The sequence below is a fragment of the Sporosarcina sp. P18a genome, from assembly GCF_002743135.1.
Classification (GTDB): domain Bacteria; phylum Bacillota; class Bacilli; order Bacillales_A; family Planococcaceae; genus Sporosarcina.
Window position 1 is genome coordinate 558,387 of sequence record NZ_PDYQ01000001.1, and the last position, 18,418, is coordinate 576,804.

Consider the following 18,418-nt stretch of genomic DNA (forward strand, 5'->3'; position numbering starts at 1 on the left):
CCGGGCATTTTTATCGTATTAGACGTTGTGGTAGAAGATTGCGTGAATGGATAAACATTTCCTTTTATTTAATAAAAAACAGTCTTAAAAGTCAGTAGGATATGACTTTCAAGACTGTTTTTAACTTTATATATTATTCGAAGATCATTGTCATTACAACAATCGAGAGTAATAATAAATAGATTCTAGAAAATAATCGATCGGGAAGGATGTGAGAAATCCATATTCCGATTGGCACACCTATAAATCCTCCAAATACAATACCTAGAAATGCTGGAATATAAACGAAACCAAGAGACCATGGAGGAAGATCAGGGTGGTTAAAACCGTTAAATATAGCAGTGATCGTTCCAAAAATTGCTATGGGCAGACTTAAAGGGGTGGCTAACGAAACGGCATTGACCATTTTTAAGTGACAAGTACGTAAAAATGGTATGGTCATTAAACCTCCGCCAACTCCAAGTAAAGTAGAAATAAACCCAATTATTCCTCCGGCGAGTGATGTTTTCAAGCGACTAGGCATCTGTATAGAATCCGTTTTAATATGGATAAAGCTTTTCGTAATAAGAGATGAAAAAATTGTATACACGACTAGAGTAATAAATAAATATCTAAGAATATCTCCTTCAATTAAAGGGGAAACTAACCCTCCAATTATTGCACCAACAGCGATTGTCGGTGCAAGTTGTAAAAAGATAAACCACAAGATATGTTTTTTGCGATGATGAGATATTGTAGAATTAGTGGAATTTACAATCATAATGGCTAATGACGTTCCTATTGCTACATACATTACTAGAGTATCAGGAAACCCTAATGTTGGTAATACTATATATAACATTGGCACTACAACAAAACCACCACCAAATCCAAACAGACTAGACAGTAAGCCTGTCAACACCCCAAATGTCAAAAAGATAATAAATAGATACATGAAACTCCTCATTTAACATAGTATTGAATGGGAAAGATGTAAATTAAGTAAATAAAACTATTACCAAATCGAGTTTGTAATCAAGTAAAGTATAGTAGGACAAAGTAAACAACCCAAACCCGTGTAGAAGGTTGCAGTGACGGCTCCATAAGGGACTAACCGGATATCTGTAGCAGCTAAGCCACCTGCTACACCAGAGGTAGTACCCATCAACCCACCGTATATCATAGCTGATAAAGGATTATTCAATCCAATGAATCTAGCAACAAACGGTGTTCCTACCATAACCAGAACTGATTTCACTAAACCAGCTGCTATACTGATAGCGATTACTTCAGAACTTGCATTTAATGCCGCACCTGTTATTGGACCCACAATATACGTAACGGCGCCCGCGCCAATAGTTGTAAGGCTAACTGCATCAGTATAACCAAACACTAACGCTATGACTACACCGATAAAGAACGATAGGAATACACCGAAAAATAGAGAGAGTACACCTTGAATACCCGCTTTCTTAATTTCATCAAAGTTTGCACCAAAAGCGGTAGCTACAATTGCGAAATCTCTCAACATACTTCCGCCTAAAAAACCAATTCCAGCAAATAGGGAAATATCGGACAAACCTTTTGTGCCCTCTGAAAAAAGTCCACCAAAATAGGCGAGTATCAAACCGAGAACGATTGCAATAGCGGATCCATGCACGAGCCCCCTTGTTAGCTTGCTAGATATTAGATAAGCAATGTACATTGTAATACCTACAACTATAAAACCTGTAATCAATCCATTTGATTCGAGTGCATTTGTAACCGCTTCCATGAACATGTTAATTTGCCCCCTTTGGTTTTAGTGGATTAGTTCTATTGAATTCAATCTCAGATTCCTTTGCTTTCTTACCGCCTAAGATAGGAACGAAGAACCAACTTATAACGACTGTAACCCCACCAGCGACAATAGCCAAAGGTCCACCTGTTAAAGCGCCTAACACATTCTGACTAGCTGCCATGGCAATGACGATAGGTATATACATGGCATTCCAAAAAGCTAAACCAGACTGAGCTGGCATACTTAACATGTCTTTCTTTTGTAGTCTATCTATTACGACAATAAGCAAAAGCATGGCGATTCCTACACCGCCTACATTGGAATCAACACCCATTAGGCTTCCAATAATTTCACCACAAAACATCCCTACTAAAAAACAAGCAGCTAAAATTGCAACACCGTAAATTACCATTCGTTCACTCCTCTAAAATTATTTAGTCGACTGTACTCTAAATTTAGGATAATCAATAAATTGGAAATATGCAAGCTAAATTTTTAATATTATTAGAATATTCAACATTTACTATTGAATAAATTATCCAACTTGTATAATATGATAGTATACAGTCGACTATGTGACTTAAATTGAGGTGAGCCAATGGAATATTTTGAGAAGTCATTAGATAACGCTTTATCAGTAATGGTAGCGAATCAATTACTAGGGCAAGTATTAAACAATGAGTTAAAACCTGGCGATCAAGTTGTTGAAAGTAATTACGCTGAACAGTTTCAAATTAGCCGATCTCCGGTTCGAGAAGCAATCTATTTACTCACTATGGAAGGAATTATTGAACGCGTACCTCGAAAAGGTGCCTATATCAAAGGGTACACAATAGATGAGATGAAAGATTTATTGGATGTCCGCAATTCATTGGAGTTATTAGCAGTAGAACGCTTGACTAAACCTAGTCAAGAAAAAATGTTATTAGACGAGATGAAGACACTTGTCCATCACATGACTATAGTAGATGACATTACAGAATATGCTCACTTAAACTATCAATTTCATTACTTAATCTTGAAGTTGAGTAAGAGTAGTGTATTGACTGATATGTACAGCAAAATATCATTACCGTTATTACGTATTCAGGTTATTCATTTTTCCAGCAATAAAATGATTGAGAAGTCAGTGAGAGAACATAAGCAAATTTACAGCTGTTTAGTGAAGGATGATATTGTTCAAGTGAAATCCATTCTACGTAAACACACCGAAGATGTAATATTTAGCGTGAAAAGTAAATTATTGTAGGTGATTCATATGAAAAGCGCATGGTTATTTCCTGGGCAAGGTTCACAGTATCCACTATTTTTAGATGATCTAACTCAATATTCTGGTGTGATCAAAACAATAAATACAGCTTCGGAAATACTAAATGAGCCCATCCGCGCATTACAAACTAAAGAAAAATTGAACAGTACAAAAAATGTGCAGATGACTATGTTGACCGCGGGTGTGGCAGCAGCAAGGTATTTTATGGATGAAGGAGCAGAGCCACAATTTGTTGCCGGCCATTCGGTTGGAGCCTTTGCAGCTGCTGTTATAGCAAATGTCTTGAAATTTGAAGACGCTTTGTCGTTAGTGAAAGAACGTGGAGAATTAATGGAAGAGCTTCAAGACGAGAATTATGGAATGGCTGTCATTGTTGGGTTAACAGAAGTTCAATTAGAAAAAGTGGTTTCGACTATCCATACGAAAGAATTTCCTGTATATGTTTCTAACCGTAATTCGCCAACACAGCTAACATTATCTGGACATAAAAGTGCCATGAGACAAGTGATTAGAGAAGTAGATGGAAAGGGAGCGAGTTCGGCGAAAATGTTACGTGTCACGACTCCTTCTCATTCTCCATTATTTCTTCCAGTTCAGAAAAAGTTGAAGGAACGATTGAGTTCTTTAGAATTGAGACGTCCAACTATTCCTGTAATAGCCAATAGAAATGCTCGAGTTTTAAGACGAGCTGAAGATATTTCAGATGACTTGGCAGAAAGTATTGCGTTACCTGTTCGATGGCATGATGTCACCACTGTTTTACATGAAAATGGTGTACGTCAATTTATTGAAATGCCACCTGGTGATGTATTGAAGCGGCTAGCAAATCAAGCCTATCCTGATATTCATAGTTATGCGGTTACTACAAATGGAGTAGATGATTGTCTGTACGTAGAGAAAAACAAAGGAGTGTAGATATGACAAATACTACTATAAGTTCGTGGAATAAGAGATTTGAAAAAAAACAACAAATTATTGAAAGCGTTAACAAGGTGGTTGATGGTCTGATCATTCCTACGGATAGAATTATAGAAGCTTTAGAGTTATTAATTAAACCAGGAGACCGTGTAGTGCTCGAAGGAAATAATCAAAAACAAGCGTCATTTCTATCTCAATCATTAGTAATGGTGAATCCAGAAAAAATTCATGATTTGCATATGATTATGTCAAGTGTATCTCGACCGGAACATTTAGATATTTTCGAAGAAGGCATTGCGAAGCGAATTGATATGAGCTATGCAGGACCGCAAAGCATGAGAATTGCGCAAATGCTAGAAGACGGTAAATTGGAACTTGGCGATCTACATACGTATGTGGAACTATATGGGAGACTATTTGTGGATTTAATACCTAACGTGGTACTAGTCGCTGCAGATAAAGCCGATAGACAAGGTAATTTATATACGGGACCTAATACTGAAGAAACACCTACGATTGTAGAGGCAGCCGCGTTTAGTGATGGCATTGTCATTGTCCAGGTGAACGAAATTGTCGATGAATTACCTCGTGTCGACATCCCGAGTTCTTGGGTAGACTTCATTGTAGAAGCCGATAAGCCTTACGAATTGGAGCCATTATTTACACGTGATCCACGACATATAACGGATATTCAAGTGTTACAAGGCATGATGTGCATTAGAGGAATTTATGAAAAACATGGAGTTCAATCGTTAAATCACGGAATTGGTTTTAATACAGCAGCTATTGAATTATTATTGCCAACTTACGGAGAAAGTCTAGGTTTAAGGGGAAAGATCTGTAAAAACTGGATTCTCAATCCTCACCCTACATTGATACCCGCTATAGAGTCCGGTTGGGCAGAAAGTATTTATTGTTTTGGTGGAGAACTTGGAATGGAAAAGTACGTTCAAGCAAGAAGAGATGTGTTCTTCACGGGTAAGGATGGTAGTATGCGATCTAATCGAACATTGGCCCAACTAGCAGGTCAGTACGCAGCAGATCTATTTATTGGATCTACTTTACAGATGGATGCGTATGGAAATTCATCTACCGTAACGAAAGGTCGTTTAGCCGGCTATGGTGGAGCACCCAATATGGGCCATAATCCAGGAGGCAGACGCCATTCCACAGAGGCTTGGTATAATATGATGACTTCCACGGATGAACTTGCGCGAGGTAAAAAGTTGGTAGTTCAGGTCGCGGAAACTTATCAAGATGCAAATACGCCTGTTTTTGTGGAGCGATTAGACGCAATTGATGTGAAAAAGCAAGCTGATTTAGCAGTTGCACCAGTCATGATTTATGCGGAAGACATTACACACGTAGTAACAGAAGAGGGAATTGCCTATTTATATAAAACAGATAGTCCTGCTGAGCGAAGAGAAATGATTGCATCAATCGCTGGAGTAACACCACTTGGAATGGAACATGATCTTGAGAAAACACAGCAATTGCGAGATCGTGGAATGATAGCGATGCCTGAAGATATGAATATTCAAAGAGGGCAAGCCAATCGATCATTACTAGCTGCAAAAAGTATTGATGATTTGGTTCAGTGGTCAGGCGGTTTATATGAGCCCCCTGCGAGATTCAAGAGTTGGTAAGGAGTGAATGTCACATGCGTCAAAAGATTTGCAAGGTCATTGCAGATGAAGCAGTAGCTGCTTTGTTTGAAGAAGTGGAATTAACACCTAAACCTGGATTGGTCGATTTGCACAATAACGGCTCTCATGTAGACTTGAACCACTCATTAATGTGTGAATCGGCATTAAGTTTGCATGAAACATTTTACAACATAGCACTGCTACATTATGGGGAAACACCTACTACTCGTTTACGTGAGCAGTTCGGTGAAATCGGACGAACCGGTGAGCAACTTATGTTTACCGTGACAAATGATGTCAACACACATAAGGGAGCCATTTGGTCTATTGGATTGATCTGTGCGGCGATTGCGCGTAGAAAAGGAAATATCTCTTTTCCACAAGTTCTTGAAGATGCAGGAGAATTGGCAAAACTACCAGACCGAATGATACCAAATCAGCCAACGAACGGATTAAATGTTAAGAAAAAATATGGAATGCCAGGTGCGAAAGAAGAGGCACAATATGGCTTTCCACATATTCGCAAGTATAGCTATCCAACTTATGAGAAAGCGCGTTTCAATCACAATCCGCTAGAAGCGAAGTTACTAACATTGCTAGCCCTTATATCAAATCTTAATGATACATGTTTAGTTCATCGAGGTGGATTGGATGCATTAGAATTTGCTAAAACGGAAGCTGAAAACATTATGAATAACTTCTCTATTGAAGCAGTCGAACGTCTGGATAGAGAATTTCAGCAGTCTTGGATTTCACCAGGCGGATCTGCAGATTTATTAGCAACTACATTTTTTATTTCGAATTGGATAACAAAACAACAAAGGAGGTTTTCATATGGAGAAGTTAGTGTACAAGTTTCCAGCAAGTAAACCTATTCAAAGTAAGACGCATATTGGAGTCGTAGGATCAGGTGATTTAGAAATTTTGATGGAACCAATAGAGGGTAACGAAGCGATTGTTGAAATTCGGACGGGCATTACAGGATATGCCGATACATGGGAGCGAGTCATTGAACGCTTTATGGCTCAACAACAAATTTTAGCATCTATCAAAATTAATGATTTTGGTGCTACGCCAGGTGTCGTATCGATTCGATTGGCTCAAGCTGCGGAGGTGAGTACCCATGTCTAACATGTTGCAAGTTAGTTTAGTTGAAAGTAAGGCGAGAGAACGTGCGCAGATTTTGCTTGATGAAGGATCAATGGTAGAGTTGTTAGGACCATTTGATGGCTTTGAATCACCCCATTTGGAAGCGCAAAACATAGTTCCACAAAGCGATGACGGAATGGTCATTGCAAAAGGAACTATTGCCGGCAAGTCGACTCTTATTATTTCTATAGAAGGAAATTTCCAGGGTGGAGGAATTGGAGAAGTTTCAGGTGCTAAATTTGCAGGTGCTCTAGAGAGGGCGCTAGAAGACTGTGAAAATGGTCACTTGATCTATCCAATCATCATATACGATACAGGTGGAGTTCGATTACAAGAAGCGAACTATGGATTACTATCTATCGCTGAAATCAGCTCTGCGATTGTTGCTATTAAAAAACATGTACCAGTGATTGGTATAATTCCAGGTAAAATTGGTTCATTCGGAGGAATGTCACTAACAGCTGGATTATGTTCAGCCCTTATCATGACAAGAGAGGGTAGATTGGGAATGAACGGCCCTGAAGTAGTAGAGCAAGAAGCGGGTGTTAGAGAGCTTAACTCGAAAAATAAGCAATTTATTTGGAAGATGATTGGCGGAACTGGCCGTTTTGAAAGTGCGTTGATCGATAAGGTTGTGGAAGATGACTTACCGAACTATATAGAAGCAATTGAATCGATTTGGAGCGAAAATAAGTATGCCGAACGAACGCAGCAGTATACAGAATTTTTGAGCATGCTCGATGAACTATCTGTAAAGGAAAAAATTGAACCTACAGAGGCGCAAAGTTATTTAAAGCATCGTGCAAAATATATAGGAACGAAGGAGAATAAACAAGATAGTCAGCAAGAAAGTCGTGGGCGTTCATGGTTTAATAAACTGACCGATAATGCACCATCCATATCACCAACTCCATCTGTATTAGTTGCAGATAAAGAACAAGACGGAAGAAAAGTACGTTATATTGCAGTCGTACCAAATGAAGAATCAAAGTTTTATAGAGCGAGAAACGGGGAGTTTGGTCTTGAAGAAGCATGGACAGTTGCGAAGTATGTACGTGAAGCGATTGAAGAAGATGCTGAGATGGATGAAAAGAGGGTCATTGTTCCGATCGTGGATGTACCAGGACAAGCGTTTGGATACCACGAGGAACTATTTGGTATTTATTTAGCTTGTGCTGCAAGTGTAGAAGCGTATGCCGTTGCACGTCAGAATGGCCATCCACTAGTCACTCTAATTGTCGGAAAAGCTATTTCAGGTGCGTTTTTATCACATGGTATGCAAAGTAATAGAATCTTATCGTTTGATGATGAAGCAATTCAAGTACATGTCATGTCAAAGAAATCAGCTGCTCTCGTGACGATGCGTACAGTTGAAGAACTAGATGAATTTGCAAAAACCGTTCCATCGATGGCTTATGATATTCAATCATTCCAATCACTAGGCGCGATACATGAATTACTTCAAGATATAGACGCTGATCAACCGTCAGATGAGCAAGTCATTCGAGTGAAAAGCTCAATTGAAGCCGCAACTACTGACATATTACAATCAAAAGATGATTCATTACGTGTTCGTCTAACATCAGAAAAAGCTGTTGAAAAAGGCCGCAAAGCTTCAATTGCTGTGCGGGATGCTATTAAATCACAATGGAAGTAAATGTTCATGACATTGTCTATTTGGAGTCAAATCAAACAATTAAGAGTAGTGAAACGATACCAAACTGGGTACTGAATGAAAAAACAGCAAACACGATAGCTGTCGTGCGACGAATGAAAACAATGAATCATATCGTGCCGATTGGATTTAGAGGCGCGAATCGTTCTGAACGGTTTGCTGCCTTCACAACGAAAGACAGTATTCGCAAAGTCATTACAGCCGAAGAAGCGACACATGGTGTTCCCCCAATCAGTCATGAAGGGACAATCGAATATCTTAGAGATCTATTTAAAGATATTCGCTGGGGGATCGGTGGAAGTATAGGTTTTACGATGGCAACAGGAATTCAAGCGTGTACAGAATACAGTGATGTGGATATTATTTTGTACAAGGAAAGGTTTACAGCTCTTCAGCCACTTCAACTTTTACATGAAAAAATACAAATGTCAGCGCATCCAATAGATGTTCAAGTAGAAATTACAAATCTCGGAGCATGTATGCTGAGTGAACTAGTTACGTCAACCACTGTTTTATTGCGTACAAGTACTGGCGTTTTATTAATGGATAGAAACCGATTAGTTAGTAATTAGAAAATATTTGCCTGCTTAGTTACATGTGTTGTGAAGAGAACTTTTCAAACACAATATGGCACCTATGAAGTGAAATTCTTACCTATGGAAGCGTTTGTAGCTGACGGTTTGCCTTTTAAAATTATATTGATGTACTTCGGCTACTTATTAGCCTCATTAACGCGTCAACTCCAAGGACAGGAGTTGACGCTTTCCGCATTTAGATAACTGAATAGTAAGTGACTTTTGACATTTAGTAAATAAAGGGTTGTGGTGTTACTAAGGATGTGAATTAACTAGAAATATGTTGCTAAGTCGTATGGAGTGGGCACTTAGGGAGTCTCTCAAAGTATAATTAATATTGCAATCTATAGAGGTATCTGTGCAAGCAACTGATGTGAAAGTTCAAACATTCATGTTAGATAATACAATCTTGAAATCTTCAAGAGCAGATACATTTCTAACCATTACAAATTCCCCTAAAAATTTTGAAACCTTTTCAAAGATTCTCCGTCTATACGGAAAATTGAAATGAGGCGTTACGTCATGAGAAAAATTTATACATCCTTGCTAACGATAGCACTGTCATTTTCACTGTTTTCTGTTGTGTTAGCCGAAACTGAATATCCGCCATACTCTTACGATTCACCATTCAAAGACACTAGGCACGGTGTGGGTGCCGGCAATGATATTACATTTCTATATAAAAAGAATATTATTGGCGGTTATCCAGACGGTACGTTTAGGCCGAATGAAGCCGTAACCCGGGCGCAGGTGGCGTCAATGCTTCTGAAAGCGCTGGATATTCCATTGCTCGATCATCCGACCGTTACCTTTAAAGATGTGTCGAAACAATCGATTCATTATAAAGCGCTGGCGACGGTCAATGAGAAAGGAATTCTTCGTGGAGATCATGGCTATATGCGTGCAGGTGAAGCGATGACTCGCGCACAGATGGCAGCAGTGTTGCGCCGTGCGTATAATCTAAAGCTGGAAGAGGAAGCGATTTTCATTGATGTAACGCCATTGCACTGGGCTTATGGAGACATTAGCAGTGTGACGAAGAATGGTATTGCAGGCGGTTACCGTAATGGTACGTTCAAACCAGGAAATCCGGTAACGCGAGGTCAGTTTTCTTCGTTTCTTACACGCGCTTTGGATGACAAGATGAAGTTGTCTGGTTATGCGACGCATGTAAGCCAGAAAGGAACCATGGTCGAATACCAGGGCTTTTCGTATACGATTAAAGGTGATCGGCTCATTAGGACAGATTTGAAGACGAAGAAAGAAACGGTAGTACTTGCTGACAAGGATTTCTTGAAAAAAGAAGGGGTAAAGCAAGTTCATCTTGCAGAAGGTTTTCCGATTAGTATAAAGGGCGGATCGCTTTATGTTCCGTATTGGGCAGAAGTCGACAAAGCGGGTATGCCGATCCGTTATGGCGTGTGGATGGTTGGCAACGCAGGGCCGGGGTGGAATGGCATCTATCTGGAGGAATACTTTGCCGATGAAAGCCATACGGATACCATGCGAAATGTCAGTCTGCATGGGTTTGATTTTTATTACACGGTAGAGAAGAAAAAGAAGAAATTTGATTCATCGTTTACAAATACCGTGGGCGAAGATCAAACACTCGTTTTGTATCATAAAGATGCAGATGTTTTTAAACCGAAAAAAGTAATGGAATTTGATGCACGTGTCTTATTTGAACCATTGGCAGCTTCTTCGCCACACAAATCAAAAGTGACGCAGAATAATAAATCCGTCAAATTTGATACGAATACGATGTATTATTTCAATAAGAATGGCGTGTATTCGTACGGTTTATTGACTGGAGAGACGAAAAGACTGTCTACTGTACTTGCAAAAGAGATGGAAGTATCTTTACGAACTGTGGAAGTGGTTGATCTCAATGGCAAGAATCATTCATTGAAGAAGTGATTTTTAGATACCAGGTCCCGACGCTACATACCATCGTGTCGAGATCTGGTGTTTTTTTAACTAAAAAATATGAAAGATGAAGTTCATATATGAAAACTATTAGCCAAGAAGTTGAAGAATTGTAAATTACATCTTTATTTGCTAAACCTTCGAATGTTTATAAAGGTATGACGGAAAAAGGCTCCAATACTACTCATGTAGAAAAAAGACGCGATGCTATAGAAGTGGGCTTGGAGAGCTTAAAATACGTTTGGCGGGTTGCAGATCTTTTCTGTGCCGGAGAAGTGATCACGCAATCTAAAGATCTTCTACAAAGCATTATTCCATCTATTGAAAAACAAGTAACCAAAAGAAGTAGCATATATTAATATTGAGTTCGTCTTCGAGTCAGAGGCGACTGCCAGAGATGGTAGAACGTAGAAAAGTATACGTATAAAAAATATCAGTTTACCATTCAAACCAATGACAGATATGATCCGGTCGTGGTGGATTCAGGCAGCAGCTATTACAAATATTGAGTACGATGTGAAAGCCTAATGGATTGTGGGCTGTTTCTGTTCTACTTGGAATAGATACCTTTCTGCCAACGGGTCAAACAGTTATACATCAAAATATATAGTGGGAGGAATTACATTGTTAAATTTCACAGTCGGCCCTGTCACACTTGATAAGGAAGTGCTGAAAATAGGGTCCAAACAAATGCCTTACTTTAGGAATGCGGAATTCTCTACTATAACATTAGAAAGTGAAGAGTTGTTAAAGCAAAGTATGAACTCTCCTATAGATTCTAAAGTTGTTTTTTTAACTGCCTCAGGTACAGCTGCAATGGAAGCAACCGTTTTAAATTTGTTTGATAAAGAAGATAAGTTGCTTGTTGTAAATGGAGGAGTTTTTGGTTCTAGGTTCTCAGAGATTTGCCAAGTCCATAGTCTAAATTATAAAGAGATTAAATTAAACTTCTTTGAAGATTTAACTAATGGCGATTTAATTCCTTACGATAAAAAAGGTTTTACCGGCCTTCTCATTAATTTACATGAAACTTCTACAGGTGTACTCTATGATATAAACTTGGTTAAGGAGTTTTGTGAAAAAAATCATTTACTACTAGTAATAGACGCAATTAGTACATATTTAGCCGATCCTTTTGACATGGAAGGATGTAATGCTAATGCAGTTATTATTAGCTCCCAGAAAGCATTAGGGCTCCCGCCGGGTATGTCCTATGTTGTTCTCGACAAAAAATCACAAGATCGTGTGAGAGAAATTTCCTTTAAAAGCGTATACTTTAACTTCAACAAATACTTGTCTGACGGTGAAAGAGGGCAGACTCCCTATACTCCAGCCGTAAGTAATTTGTTACAATTGAATAAAAAATTGAAGTATGTTGATAAAAAGAGTGTTCCAAAAATAATTCAAGAAACTAGAGAACTAGCAGTGCATTTTAGAAATGAAATTATCAAGTTGCCTTTTGAAATTCCAACTAAAAGTCCTTCAAACGCATTAACAGCTTTACGTCCACTTAGATCAATAAGTCCTGAATCAGTTGTTCAATCGCTTAAGATGAATAGTGATATATATGTAATGCCTAACGGAGGAGAATTAAGTTGTAAGATATTTAGAGTTGGACATCTCGGTGCTATTACTATTGAAAATAACCAATATCTACTAGATGAAATAAAGAAAAATTTAAAAACCATTTCATAAGGGGAGGGTTATATTTGAAAGCTATATTATTGGCTGGTGGAAGAGGAACAAGAATTAGCGAATATATTGGCGACGTACCCAAATGTTCACTTGATATAGGAGGGAGGTCATTAATCCGTCATACTGTTGAATTATTCCAACGAAATAATATTGAAGTTATAATTGTTGTTGGATATAAAGCGGATATTATTAAGGATCTTCTATGCGATCTCGATGTTAAATATTATTTCAATCCATTTTATAGTGTTACAAATAGTGTAGCCTCTTTATGGTTTTCGAGAAACGAACTTAATGACGAAGATATTATCATAGCGAATGCAGATGTATACTTTGAGCAGAATATGTTAGACATACTACTAAGCTCTAGGCATGAACAAACGTTACTAATGGATTCAAATAGTAAACTAGATTATCTTTTCTATTGTAATGATAATCAGCTAATCGGGCATGGTAAAGACTTAAAAGAATATAGTGGAGAATATGTCGGCCTAGCAAAAATCAAGAAATTATTTTTGGGAAAGTTTGTAGAGAGACTGGATGAACTAATAAAAGAGCAAAATCACAATTTTTGGTGGGAAAACGTTTTATATTCATTTATAAATGAGATAACTATAAATGTTGTAGACGTTAGCGGTATGTTTTGGTCAGAAATAGACGTCATAGAAGATTATCAAAGAATCCTTGAATTTCGGAGAAACACTGATTTTGGGTACCAGGTTCCGACACTATTATGATCCGTAAAAATCTGTATATATAGGACCAATCAGACTAGTGTTGAGACTTGGCACCATTTTACATACAAAAAAACTTCCACGACCAAAATCAGTCGCAGGAGGTTTTTCGCTGGTTTATATACTTAACAGTCGCTTCATAAACAGCTGGAGCGGCATGCTGTCTGACTTGTTCGAGTAATTCGTCGTGATCTTGGAACGGCAGTGTTTCTTCGTTGCCGTTACACTTGCGATGGTAACGATCTTCATTAATCGAGTACGTGCCGTCATTTGTTACTTTGGCGATGAGCAACGCTTTGTTAAATGAAGATTCGGGGCTGTGGTGGATCTGTTGTTTGACATGATCCAAGTGCACCCAGTCGATCGCGTCAGGATAGAGGCCATAGCGACGTTCCCAGCCATTGTCCGTTTGTTGTTCAAATACCAAAGTGCCTTTTTCGGTCGTTTCACTCCGCAACCGGAATGTACCAGCAGGCGAAGTGACGGGATCACCATCCAATGCGACGGGTTGCATGACGAGGTTGCTGCCGAAACCACTGTCAATTAAGTACAATGTATCTTCGTAATGGAACAAATTCACAACATGTGTACGATCGAGGACATAGTGATCGCGTGGTGGCGGTGCCCAAATAGTAGCCGCTGCTAGTTGTACGGGAAAACCTAAATCTCTGAGTACGATATACAGCAGACCATTAAGCTCATAGCACAAACCACCGCGTCCCTGTTTAATCATTTTATTTTGCAGGTATTGCTCGGTAATAGGTTCTTCATTCGCCAGTAGAACATCCAGGTTTTCAAATGCGAATTGCTGAGCGAAGAGCGTCTGAACTTGGCTGATTTGCTCTAGCGGTGTGCCGTTAAGTGTCAGTTGGTTCGAAATCCATTGCAGCATATCTATCCATCCTTTCTTTAGTAGTGATAACTCCATCATAGCAAATTTTCTTGCGATGATAAAAGTATGGTATTTTTTTACGATTGTGAATAAACTTGCTTTTGGCTACAAATATAGTATACATATTATGAAACTATTTACGGATTTCCCCGTCTGTACGTTGATCTATGATTACATAATAGAGAGGAAGGAACACGATGAAAAAGATTTGGATAACATTTGGCACAGTAGCTCTTGCCCTCAGCCTGCCATTATCGAGTATTGCTGCAAGCAACCAAAAGTTTACGGATGTTCCCGAAACAAAGCACTTTGCGGAGGCGGTCAATGAATTGGCCGAACGCCATATTATTACAGGATATGCGGACGGCCTATTTAAGCCAGGCAATCCAATCACGCGCGGACAGGCGGCGGCAATTATTGCGAAGTTGATGAAACTGAATCCGGATTACATGGTGAAGGATCCTGGATTCAAGGACGTCTCGAAAGCGAATGGCTATCATAATGCCATTGCCAAACTTGCGGAGCTCGAAGTGATTGGGGGCTATGAAGACGGAAGTTTCGGGCCGAATGATCCCGTCAAACGGGGACAATTGGCTTCCATCCTCGTGAAAGCGTTCGATTTGCCGCGCTTTGCTTTTAACGCGGAAGAAAATCCATTCCATGACGTCAAGCCCAACACGTCGCATGGCGCGAATGTCTTAATTCTGCACAAACTCGGCATTACGACAGGCGTAACGGCCGACAGATTTGGCATCAATGAATGGGTGACGAGAGGACAAGCAGCGAAGTTGATGCAACTAACGGAGCGTGTCCATCCCGAGTCCTATTCATTAAAAACATGGGGCCCGATGCTGCGTTTCTCCGAAATAATGACCGATGAGGACACGGATGAATTTGCGGTTAACTCGGAGGTGTACCACGCAGCCATCATAAAAGGCAGACAGACACCGTCAGGATATACCGGCGATCGCGTACAAGTGACGCCGTTAAAAGAAGGAAGAGGAACGCTGCAGCTAGGCGGTAATTATGGTATGGAAAATCAAAATATCAAACGCTACTATCATAAATACTATGTAGATGTGAAGAAGGTCGACGGCAGATTGAAGGCTCAGTTAGTATACGCAAGCGATATATTGAAGACGCGGGCGCGACTGAAACTTACGGCGGATGATGAGGTTGAAAACATTCGTTTCGTACGGACGGACGGGGAAGTTTTGTCCAGCAACCTGCCGTTTGAAGGGTATACCGATTCGCCGGATGTGTTCATTCGCGTCAACAAGCCGGGCAATTTCATCGCGACAGTCCGCTTTACTGACGGAAAAGAAGCGCGTTACGCGGTGGAAGTGAAAGTTCCGGATGCACATATGTTGTATTATAAAGTGAAGACGTCAAAGATGTTAGACGCCAACTGAACTTGATTTTTGAAAATGGGTTATAAAAGTATTGAGACTAGAAACTGAAAAAGCAACTTAACATACCTGCAGCCAACTTGAGTGAAAGTTGGCTGCAGGTGTTTTTCATTTACACCCGAACACATCTCACATACAGCGAGGTGAAGAAACTTATACTAACGGTTGCTACGATGAAGTAGAATACATGTTTTGTATACGCATTCATTAAATCAACAGTATACGTACCATGTGCAACTTTTAGTAGCATGTTTTGACCTGAACTCATCAATGTAATTGTCAAAGCCGTTCCTGTAATATTTTCTAGTAGTCGAATTGGATGAATAGCATGCCGATCAATGGAGATAACGCGGCATTTTCAGCGCTCCTTGGTAACAACATTAGTCCTGCCACCGTGGCGTGTACGAGTAATGAATTTCACAAACATTTTTTGAAACTTTTTCTAAATATTACCGTCTGTACGGTGCGTAAGTGATACAAGTACACAGCGCGTATTACGAATAAAGGAGAGAAACAATTGAAGAGTAAAATTACAGCTTCGTTCATCGCATTACTGCTTATAGTTGCAGCGATGCCGTTTCAAGCACATGCGACTGAGTTTACGGACATGAATGAGCATTGGGCGCAAAAGGAGATCAAGTATTTATATGAACGCAATATTATTGGTGGATACCCAGACGGAACATTTAAACCAAACGAACCGATCACACGTGCACAAGCATCTGCCATGCTCATTAAAGCTTTGAAGATTCCACTCCTGGAAAATCCTAAAGTGGTGTTTAAAGATGTTTCAAAAAAGTCATCGTATTATAAAATTCTTGCGACGGTGAATGAAAAAGGAATTCTTCGCGGGGATAATGGATTAATGCGGCCAGGTGAAAAGACATCACGAGCGCAAATGGCAGCAATTTTGCGTCGTTCATTCGATATACCGTTTGGTAAGCAACCTACATTTGTCGATGTGGTACCGGCGCACTGGGCATATGCGGACATTAATGGGATTGCCAAACAACGAATTGCTGGCGGGTCGGAAGGCAAGTATATGCCATCTCAATCGGTGACCCGTGCGCAGTTCTCTGCTTTTCTGGCAAGAGCGCTTAATGATTCGATGAAACTCAGTCGATATCATTCATATGTCAGCCAAAAAGGAAAAACGGTTGAGCAGAATGGCTTTTCTTACAGTATAAATAATGGATTGATGAAAAAAGATTTGAAAACGGATAAAGATGAAAAGATCTTGAGTAAGCAAGATTTCGAATCTAATGATGGGTTATGGATTAGTTACATGGAAGACAGGTTTGATTTGATTGTCTACAATGATGAAGTGTTCATCCCATATTTAAGTGCAATTAGCCAAGCTTCAGATTTGCCAATGAGGTATGGTGTCATTCGAACACCAACTAAACGTTTTACAGGACCGAGAGATTCTGCCATCATGGAGTCTCTTTCCGGTGAAACTATGCGAAATTTATTTATTTGGAATGACCGTATTTTTTATACAACCGAAGCAGTGAAAAGAGATTATTACGTAACGCCTAACATACCGAAAGATAGTAAATTGACACTAAACTCCGTAGCTATGGACGGATCGGATAGAAAAAAAGAACGTGATTTTGATGCAAGAATTCTTTTCTATGAAGATCCATCAGAAAAATCATTTATCCTGTTAGAAAACCAAAACAATGCATCTGTGTTGTTTGATCATTCGACGATGTATTACTTTAATAAAACTGGTTTGTATAAGTATAGTTTACTTGATAAGAAGGTGAGTAAATTATCGAGCATCCAAGGGAAACGCATGTCGGTTACTGACACACAGCTGATCGTAACTGGACAAGATGGGAAGAAATATACATTTAAGAAGTGAATGGATAGATGTACAACGAGACATCAGGTACAGGTGCTTCTAATTCATATCTAATAGGAGGAAATTATATTGAAAAAAATAGCATCACTTATATTTGCTGCTCTACTACTTACAGCCTGCGGTAGTGCTGAACCGGATTACACAACCGAACAATTTGAAACAGCTCTGAAAAACGGTGAAAATACGGAGGGTAAAAATGTTTCTATAACAGTAGATGAACTCGTTCCAGATAGTGCATTTGGATATAATGTTCAAACGGGTGAACATTTGAACTTTGTATCAAGTAGCAATCCAAATGTAAAAAAAGGCGATGAGATAATCGTGAAAGTCGGAGAAGTAGAAAGCGTTCTTGGCTCGTTTATCATCCAATATAAGAAGCAATAGTGAGAATCGGCCATTTGATCTTCCGGAAGCAAGTAGAAGACTGTGAAAATGTATAAAATTAGGGGTTATCGATCCAGGTGCAGGTATTATGGAAGCAGCAGATAGCGCACTCATTGATTATGAGCTAGAAGAATGGATCGTTGTCTCTTCTTCTGATGCAGCAATGACAGCGTCTTTAATCGGTTACGAGTGGATAATGTCATGGTAGAAAATCATTGATGGAAAAGATGCTAAAGTAGCAGCACAAAACCGGATGGATCCAAATGAATATAAAATTTCTGTGTGGACAGATGGTATCGAAGAAGTAGATGGCGATAAAATCAAATTTTTTTATGTTCCGGGGAATACTAGTGTTGCAAGTACGAATGTAGTAGATCTTGTGTTAGAAGATATGGGCTATAACGTTGAAATGCTACAAGTAGAAGCGGGTACTATGTGGACGTCAGTTGCTGATGGAAATGCTGGTGCATTCTTAGCAGGATAGTTGCCCATTACACACGCAACATATGTAGAAAAGCTTGG

The 18,418-nt window shown here is 39.3% G+C and carries 18 protein-coding genes; 14 read left to right on the top strand and 4 right to left on the bottom strand.

Annotation, left to right across the window (positions count from 1 at the left end; genetic code table 11):
• Positions 1 to 133: 133 nt before the first annotated feature.
• The 3 genes from CSV75_RS02845 to madL are packed head-to-tail and all read right to left on the bottom strand — an operon-like array spanning position 134 to position 2,171.
• The gene (locus CSV75_RS02845) at positions 134 to 934 is read right to left on the bottom strand and encodes a sulfite exporter TauE/SafE family protein (protein ID WP_158231576.1); all 801 of its coding nucleotides are present in this window, start codon (positions 932 to 934) and stop codon (positions 134 to 136) included.
• 60 nt (positions 935 to 994) lie between these two features.
• Positions 995 to 1,759 carry a malonate transporter subunit MadM gene (madM, locus tag CSV75_RS02850; protein WP_369802780.1) on the bottom strand — a complete coding sequence of 255 codons (765 nt, stop codon included), beginning with the start codon at positions 1,757 to 1,759 and terminating at the stop codon, positions 995 to 997.
• A 1-nt stretch (position 1,760) separates the two neighbouring features.
• A complete protein-coding gene (gene madL, locus CSV75_RS02855) occupies positions 1,761 to 2,171 on the bottom strand; it encodes a malonate transporter subunit MadL (RefSeq protein WP_099674668.1) in 411 nt (136 codons plus the stop codon).
• 186 nt (positions 2,172 to 2,357) lie between these two features.
• On the opposite strand from madL, the gene CSV75_RS02860 reads away from it, so the two are divergent.
• From CSV75_RS02860 to CSV75_RS02905, 10 genes are all read left to right on the top strand, one after another.
• Entirely contained in the window at positions 2,358 to 3,008 is a 651-nt protein-coding gene (locus CSV75_RS02860; RefSeq protein ID WP_099673905.1) for a GntR family transcriptional regulator, read from the top strand.
• A gap of 9 nt (positions 3,009 to 3,017) precedes the next feature.
• Positions 3,018 to 3,944, top strand: a complete 927-nt coding sequence (locus CSV75_RS02865) for an ACP S-malonyltransferase (protein WP_099674669.1) — start codon at positions 3,018 to 3,020, stop codon at positions 3,942 to 3,944.
• A gap of 2 nt (positions 3,945 to 3,946) precedes the next feature.
• Entirely contained in the window at positions 3,947 to 5,593 is a 1,647-nt protein-coding gene (mdcA, locus tag CSV75_RS02870) for a malonate decarboxylase subunit alpha (protein WP_099673907.1), read from the top strand.
• 14 nt (positions 5,594 to 5,607) lie between these two features.
• The gene (locus CSV75_RS02875) at positions 5,608 to 6,462 is read left to right on the top strand and encodes a triphosphoribosyl-dephospho-CoA synthase (protein ID WP_099674670.1); all 855 of its coding nucleotides are present in this window, start codon (positions 5,608 to 5,610) and stop codon (positions 6,460 to 6,462) included.
• Positions 6,428 to 6,724 (top strand): malonate decarboxylase subunit delta, encoded by a 297-nt coding sequence (locus CSV75_RS02880; protein WP_099673940.1) that lies wholly within the window; start codon positions 6,428 to 6,430, stop codon positions 6,722 to 6,724. The genes CSV75_RS02875 and CSV75_RS02880 overlap by 35 nt, the downstream gene beginning before the upstream one ends.
• Positions 6,717 to 8,399, top strand: a complete 1,683-nt coding sequence (locus tag CSV75_RS02885; RefSeq protein WP_099674671.1) for a biotin-independent malonate decarboxylase subunit beta — start codon at positions 6,717 to 6,719, stop codon at positions 8,397 to 8,399. The genes CSV75_RS02880 and CSV75_RS02885 overlap by 8 nt, the downstream gene beginning before the upstream one ends.
• A complete protein-coding gene (locus CSV75_RS02890; protein ID WP_099674672.1) occupies positions 8,390 to 8,989 on the top strand; it encodes a malonate decarboxylase holo-ACP synthase in 600 nt (199 codons plus the stop codon). Before CSV75_RS02885 ends, CSV75_RS02890 begins: the two co-directional genes overlap by 10 nt.
• Positions 8,990 to 9,514: 525 nt before the next feature.
• Positions 9,515 to 10,909 carry an S-layer homology domain-containing protein gene (locus CSV75_RS02895; protein ID WP_158231578.1) on the top strand — a complete coding sequence of 465 codons (1,395 nt, stop codon included), beginning with the start codon at positions 9,515 to 9,517 and terminating at the stop codon, positions 10,907 to 10,909.
• Between the two features lie 633 nt (positions 10,910 to 11,542).
• Positions 11,543 to 12,613 (top strand): pyridoxal-phosphate-dependent aminotransferase family protein, encoded by a 1,071-nt coding sequence (locus tag CSV75_RS02900; protein ID WP_099674674.1) that lies wholly within the window; start codon positions 11,543 to 11,545, stop codon positions 12,611 to 12,613.
• Positions 12,614 to 12,627: 14 nt separating this feature from the next.
• Complete coding sequence (locus tag CSV75_RS02905; RefSeq protein ID WP_099674675.1) at positions 12,628 to 13,347, top strand: phosphocholine cytidylyltransferase family protein; 720 nt, start codon at positions 12,628 to 12,630, stop codon at positions 13,345 to 13,347.
• Positions 13,348 to 13,435: 88 nt separating this feature from the next.
• Here the strand turns inward: CSV75_RS02905 and CSV75_RS02910 are convergent, their stop codons facing one another.
• A complete protein-coding gene (locus tag CSV75_RS02910; protein WP_099674676.1) occupies positions 13,436 to 14,236 on the bottom strand; it encodes an arylamine N-acetyltransferase family protein in 801 nt (266 codons plus the stop codon).
• Positions 14,237 to 14,433: 197 nt separating this feature from the next.
• Between CSV75_RS02910 and CSV75_RS02915 the strand changes: the two genes are divergently transcribed.
• The 4 genes from CSV75_RS02915 to CSV75_RS02930 all read left to right on the top strand — a co-directional run bounded on the left by CSV75_RS02915 (position 14,434) and on the right by CSV75_RS02930 (position 18,380).
• Positions 14,434 to 15,648 (top strand): S-layer homology domain-containing protein, encoded by a 1,215-nt coding sequence (locus CSV75_RS02915; RefSeq protein ID WP_099674677.1) that lies wholly within the window; start codon positions 14,434 to 14,436, stop codon positions 15,646 to 15,648.
• Between the two features lie 514 nt (positions 15,649 to 16,162).
• Positions 16,163 to 17,512: an S-layer homology domain-containing protein gene (locus tag CSV75_RS02920; RefSeq protein ID WP_099674678.1), complete on the top strand. Its 1,350-nt coding sequence runs from the start codon at positions 16,163 to 16,165 to the stop codon at positions 17,510 to 17,512.
• 69 nt (positions 17,513 to 17,581) lie between these two features.
• Positions 17,582 to 17,896 (top strand): putative periplasmic lipoprotein, encoded by a 315-nt coding sequence (locus tag CSV75_RS02925; protein ID WP_099674679.1) that lies wholly within the window; start codon positions 17,582 to 17,584, stop codon positions 17,894 to 17,896.
• 253 nt (positions 17,897 to 18,149) lie between these two features.
• Positions 18,150 to 18,380, top strand: a complete 231-nt coding sequence (locus tag CSV75_RS02930; protein ID WP_099674680.1) for a glycine betaine ABC transporter substrate-binding protein — start codon at positions 18,150 to 18,152, stop codon at positions 18,378 to 18,380.
• Positions 18,381 to 18,418 lie beyond the last annotated feature (38 nt).

Bases quoted from the DNA above. Each gene is read 5' to 3' on its own strand.
- CSV75_RS02845 (WP_158231576.1), bottom strand. From the start codon at position 934: ATGTATCTATTTATTATCTTTTTGACATTTGGGGTGTTGACAGGCTTA.
- madM (WP_369802780.1), bottom strand. From the start codon at position 1,759: ATGTTCATGGAAGCGGTTACAAATGCACTCGAATCAAATGGATTGATT.
- madL (WP_099674668.1), bottom strand. From the start codon at position 2,171: ATGGTAATTTACGGTGTTGCAATTTTAGCTGCTTGTTTTTTAGTAGGG.
- CSV75_RS02860 (WP_099673905.1), top strand. From the start codon at position 2,358: ATGGAATATTTTGAGAAGTCATTAGATAACGCTTTATCAGTAATGGTA.
- CSV75_RS02865 (WP_099674669.1), top strand. From the start codon at position 3,018: ATGAAAAGCGCATGGTTATTTCCTGGGCAAGGTTCACAGTATCCACTA.
- mdcA (WP_099673907.1), top strand. From the start codon at position 3,947: ATGACAAATACTACTATAAGTTCGTGGAATAAGAGATTTGAAAAAAAA.
- CSV75_RS02875 (WP_099674670.1), top strand. From the start codon at position 5,608: ATGCGTCAAAAGATTTGCAAGGTCATTGCAGATGAAGCAGTAGCTGCT.
- CSV75_RS02880 (WP_099673940.1), top strand. From the start codon at position 6,428: ATGGAGAAGTTAGTGTACAAGTTTCCAGCAAGTAAACCTATTCAAAGT.
- CSV75_RS02885 (WP_099674671.1), top strand. From the start codon at position 6,717: ATGTCTAACATGTTGCAAGTTAGTTTAGTTGAAAGTAAGGCGAGAGAA.
- CSV75_RS02890 (WP_099674672.1), top strand. From the start codon at position 8,390: ATGGAAGTAAATGTTCATGACATTGTCTATTTGGAGTCAAATCAAACA.
- CSV75_RS02895 (WP_158231578.1), top strand. From the start codon at position 9,515: ATGAGAAAAATTTATACATCCTTGCTAACGATAGCACTGTCATTTTCA.
- CSV75_RS02910 (WP_099674676.1), bottom strand. From the start codon at position 14,236: ATGCTGCAATGGATTTCGAACCAACTGACACTTAACGGCACACCGCTA.
- CSV75_RS02915 (WP_099674677.1), top strand. From the start codon at position 14,434: ATGAAAAAGATTTGGATAACATTTGGCACAGTAGCTCTTGCCCTCAGC.
- CSV75_RS02930 (WP_099674680.1), top strand. From the start codon at position 18,150: ATGGATCCAAATGAATATAAAATTTCTGTGTGGACAGATGGTATCGAA.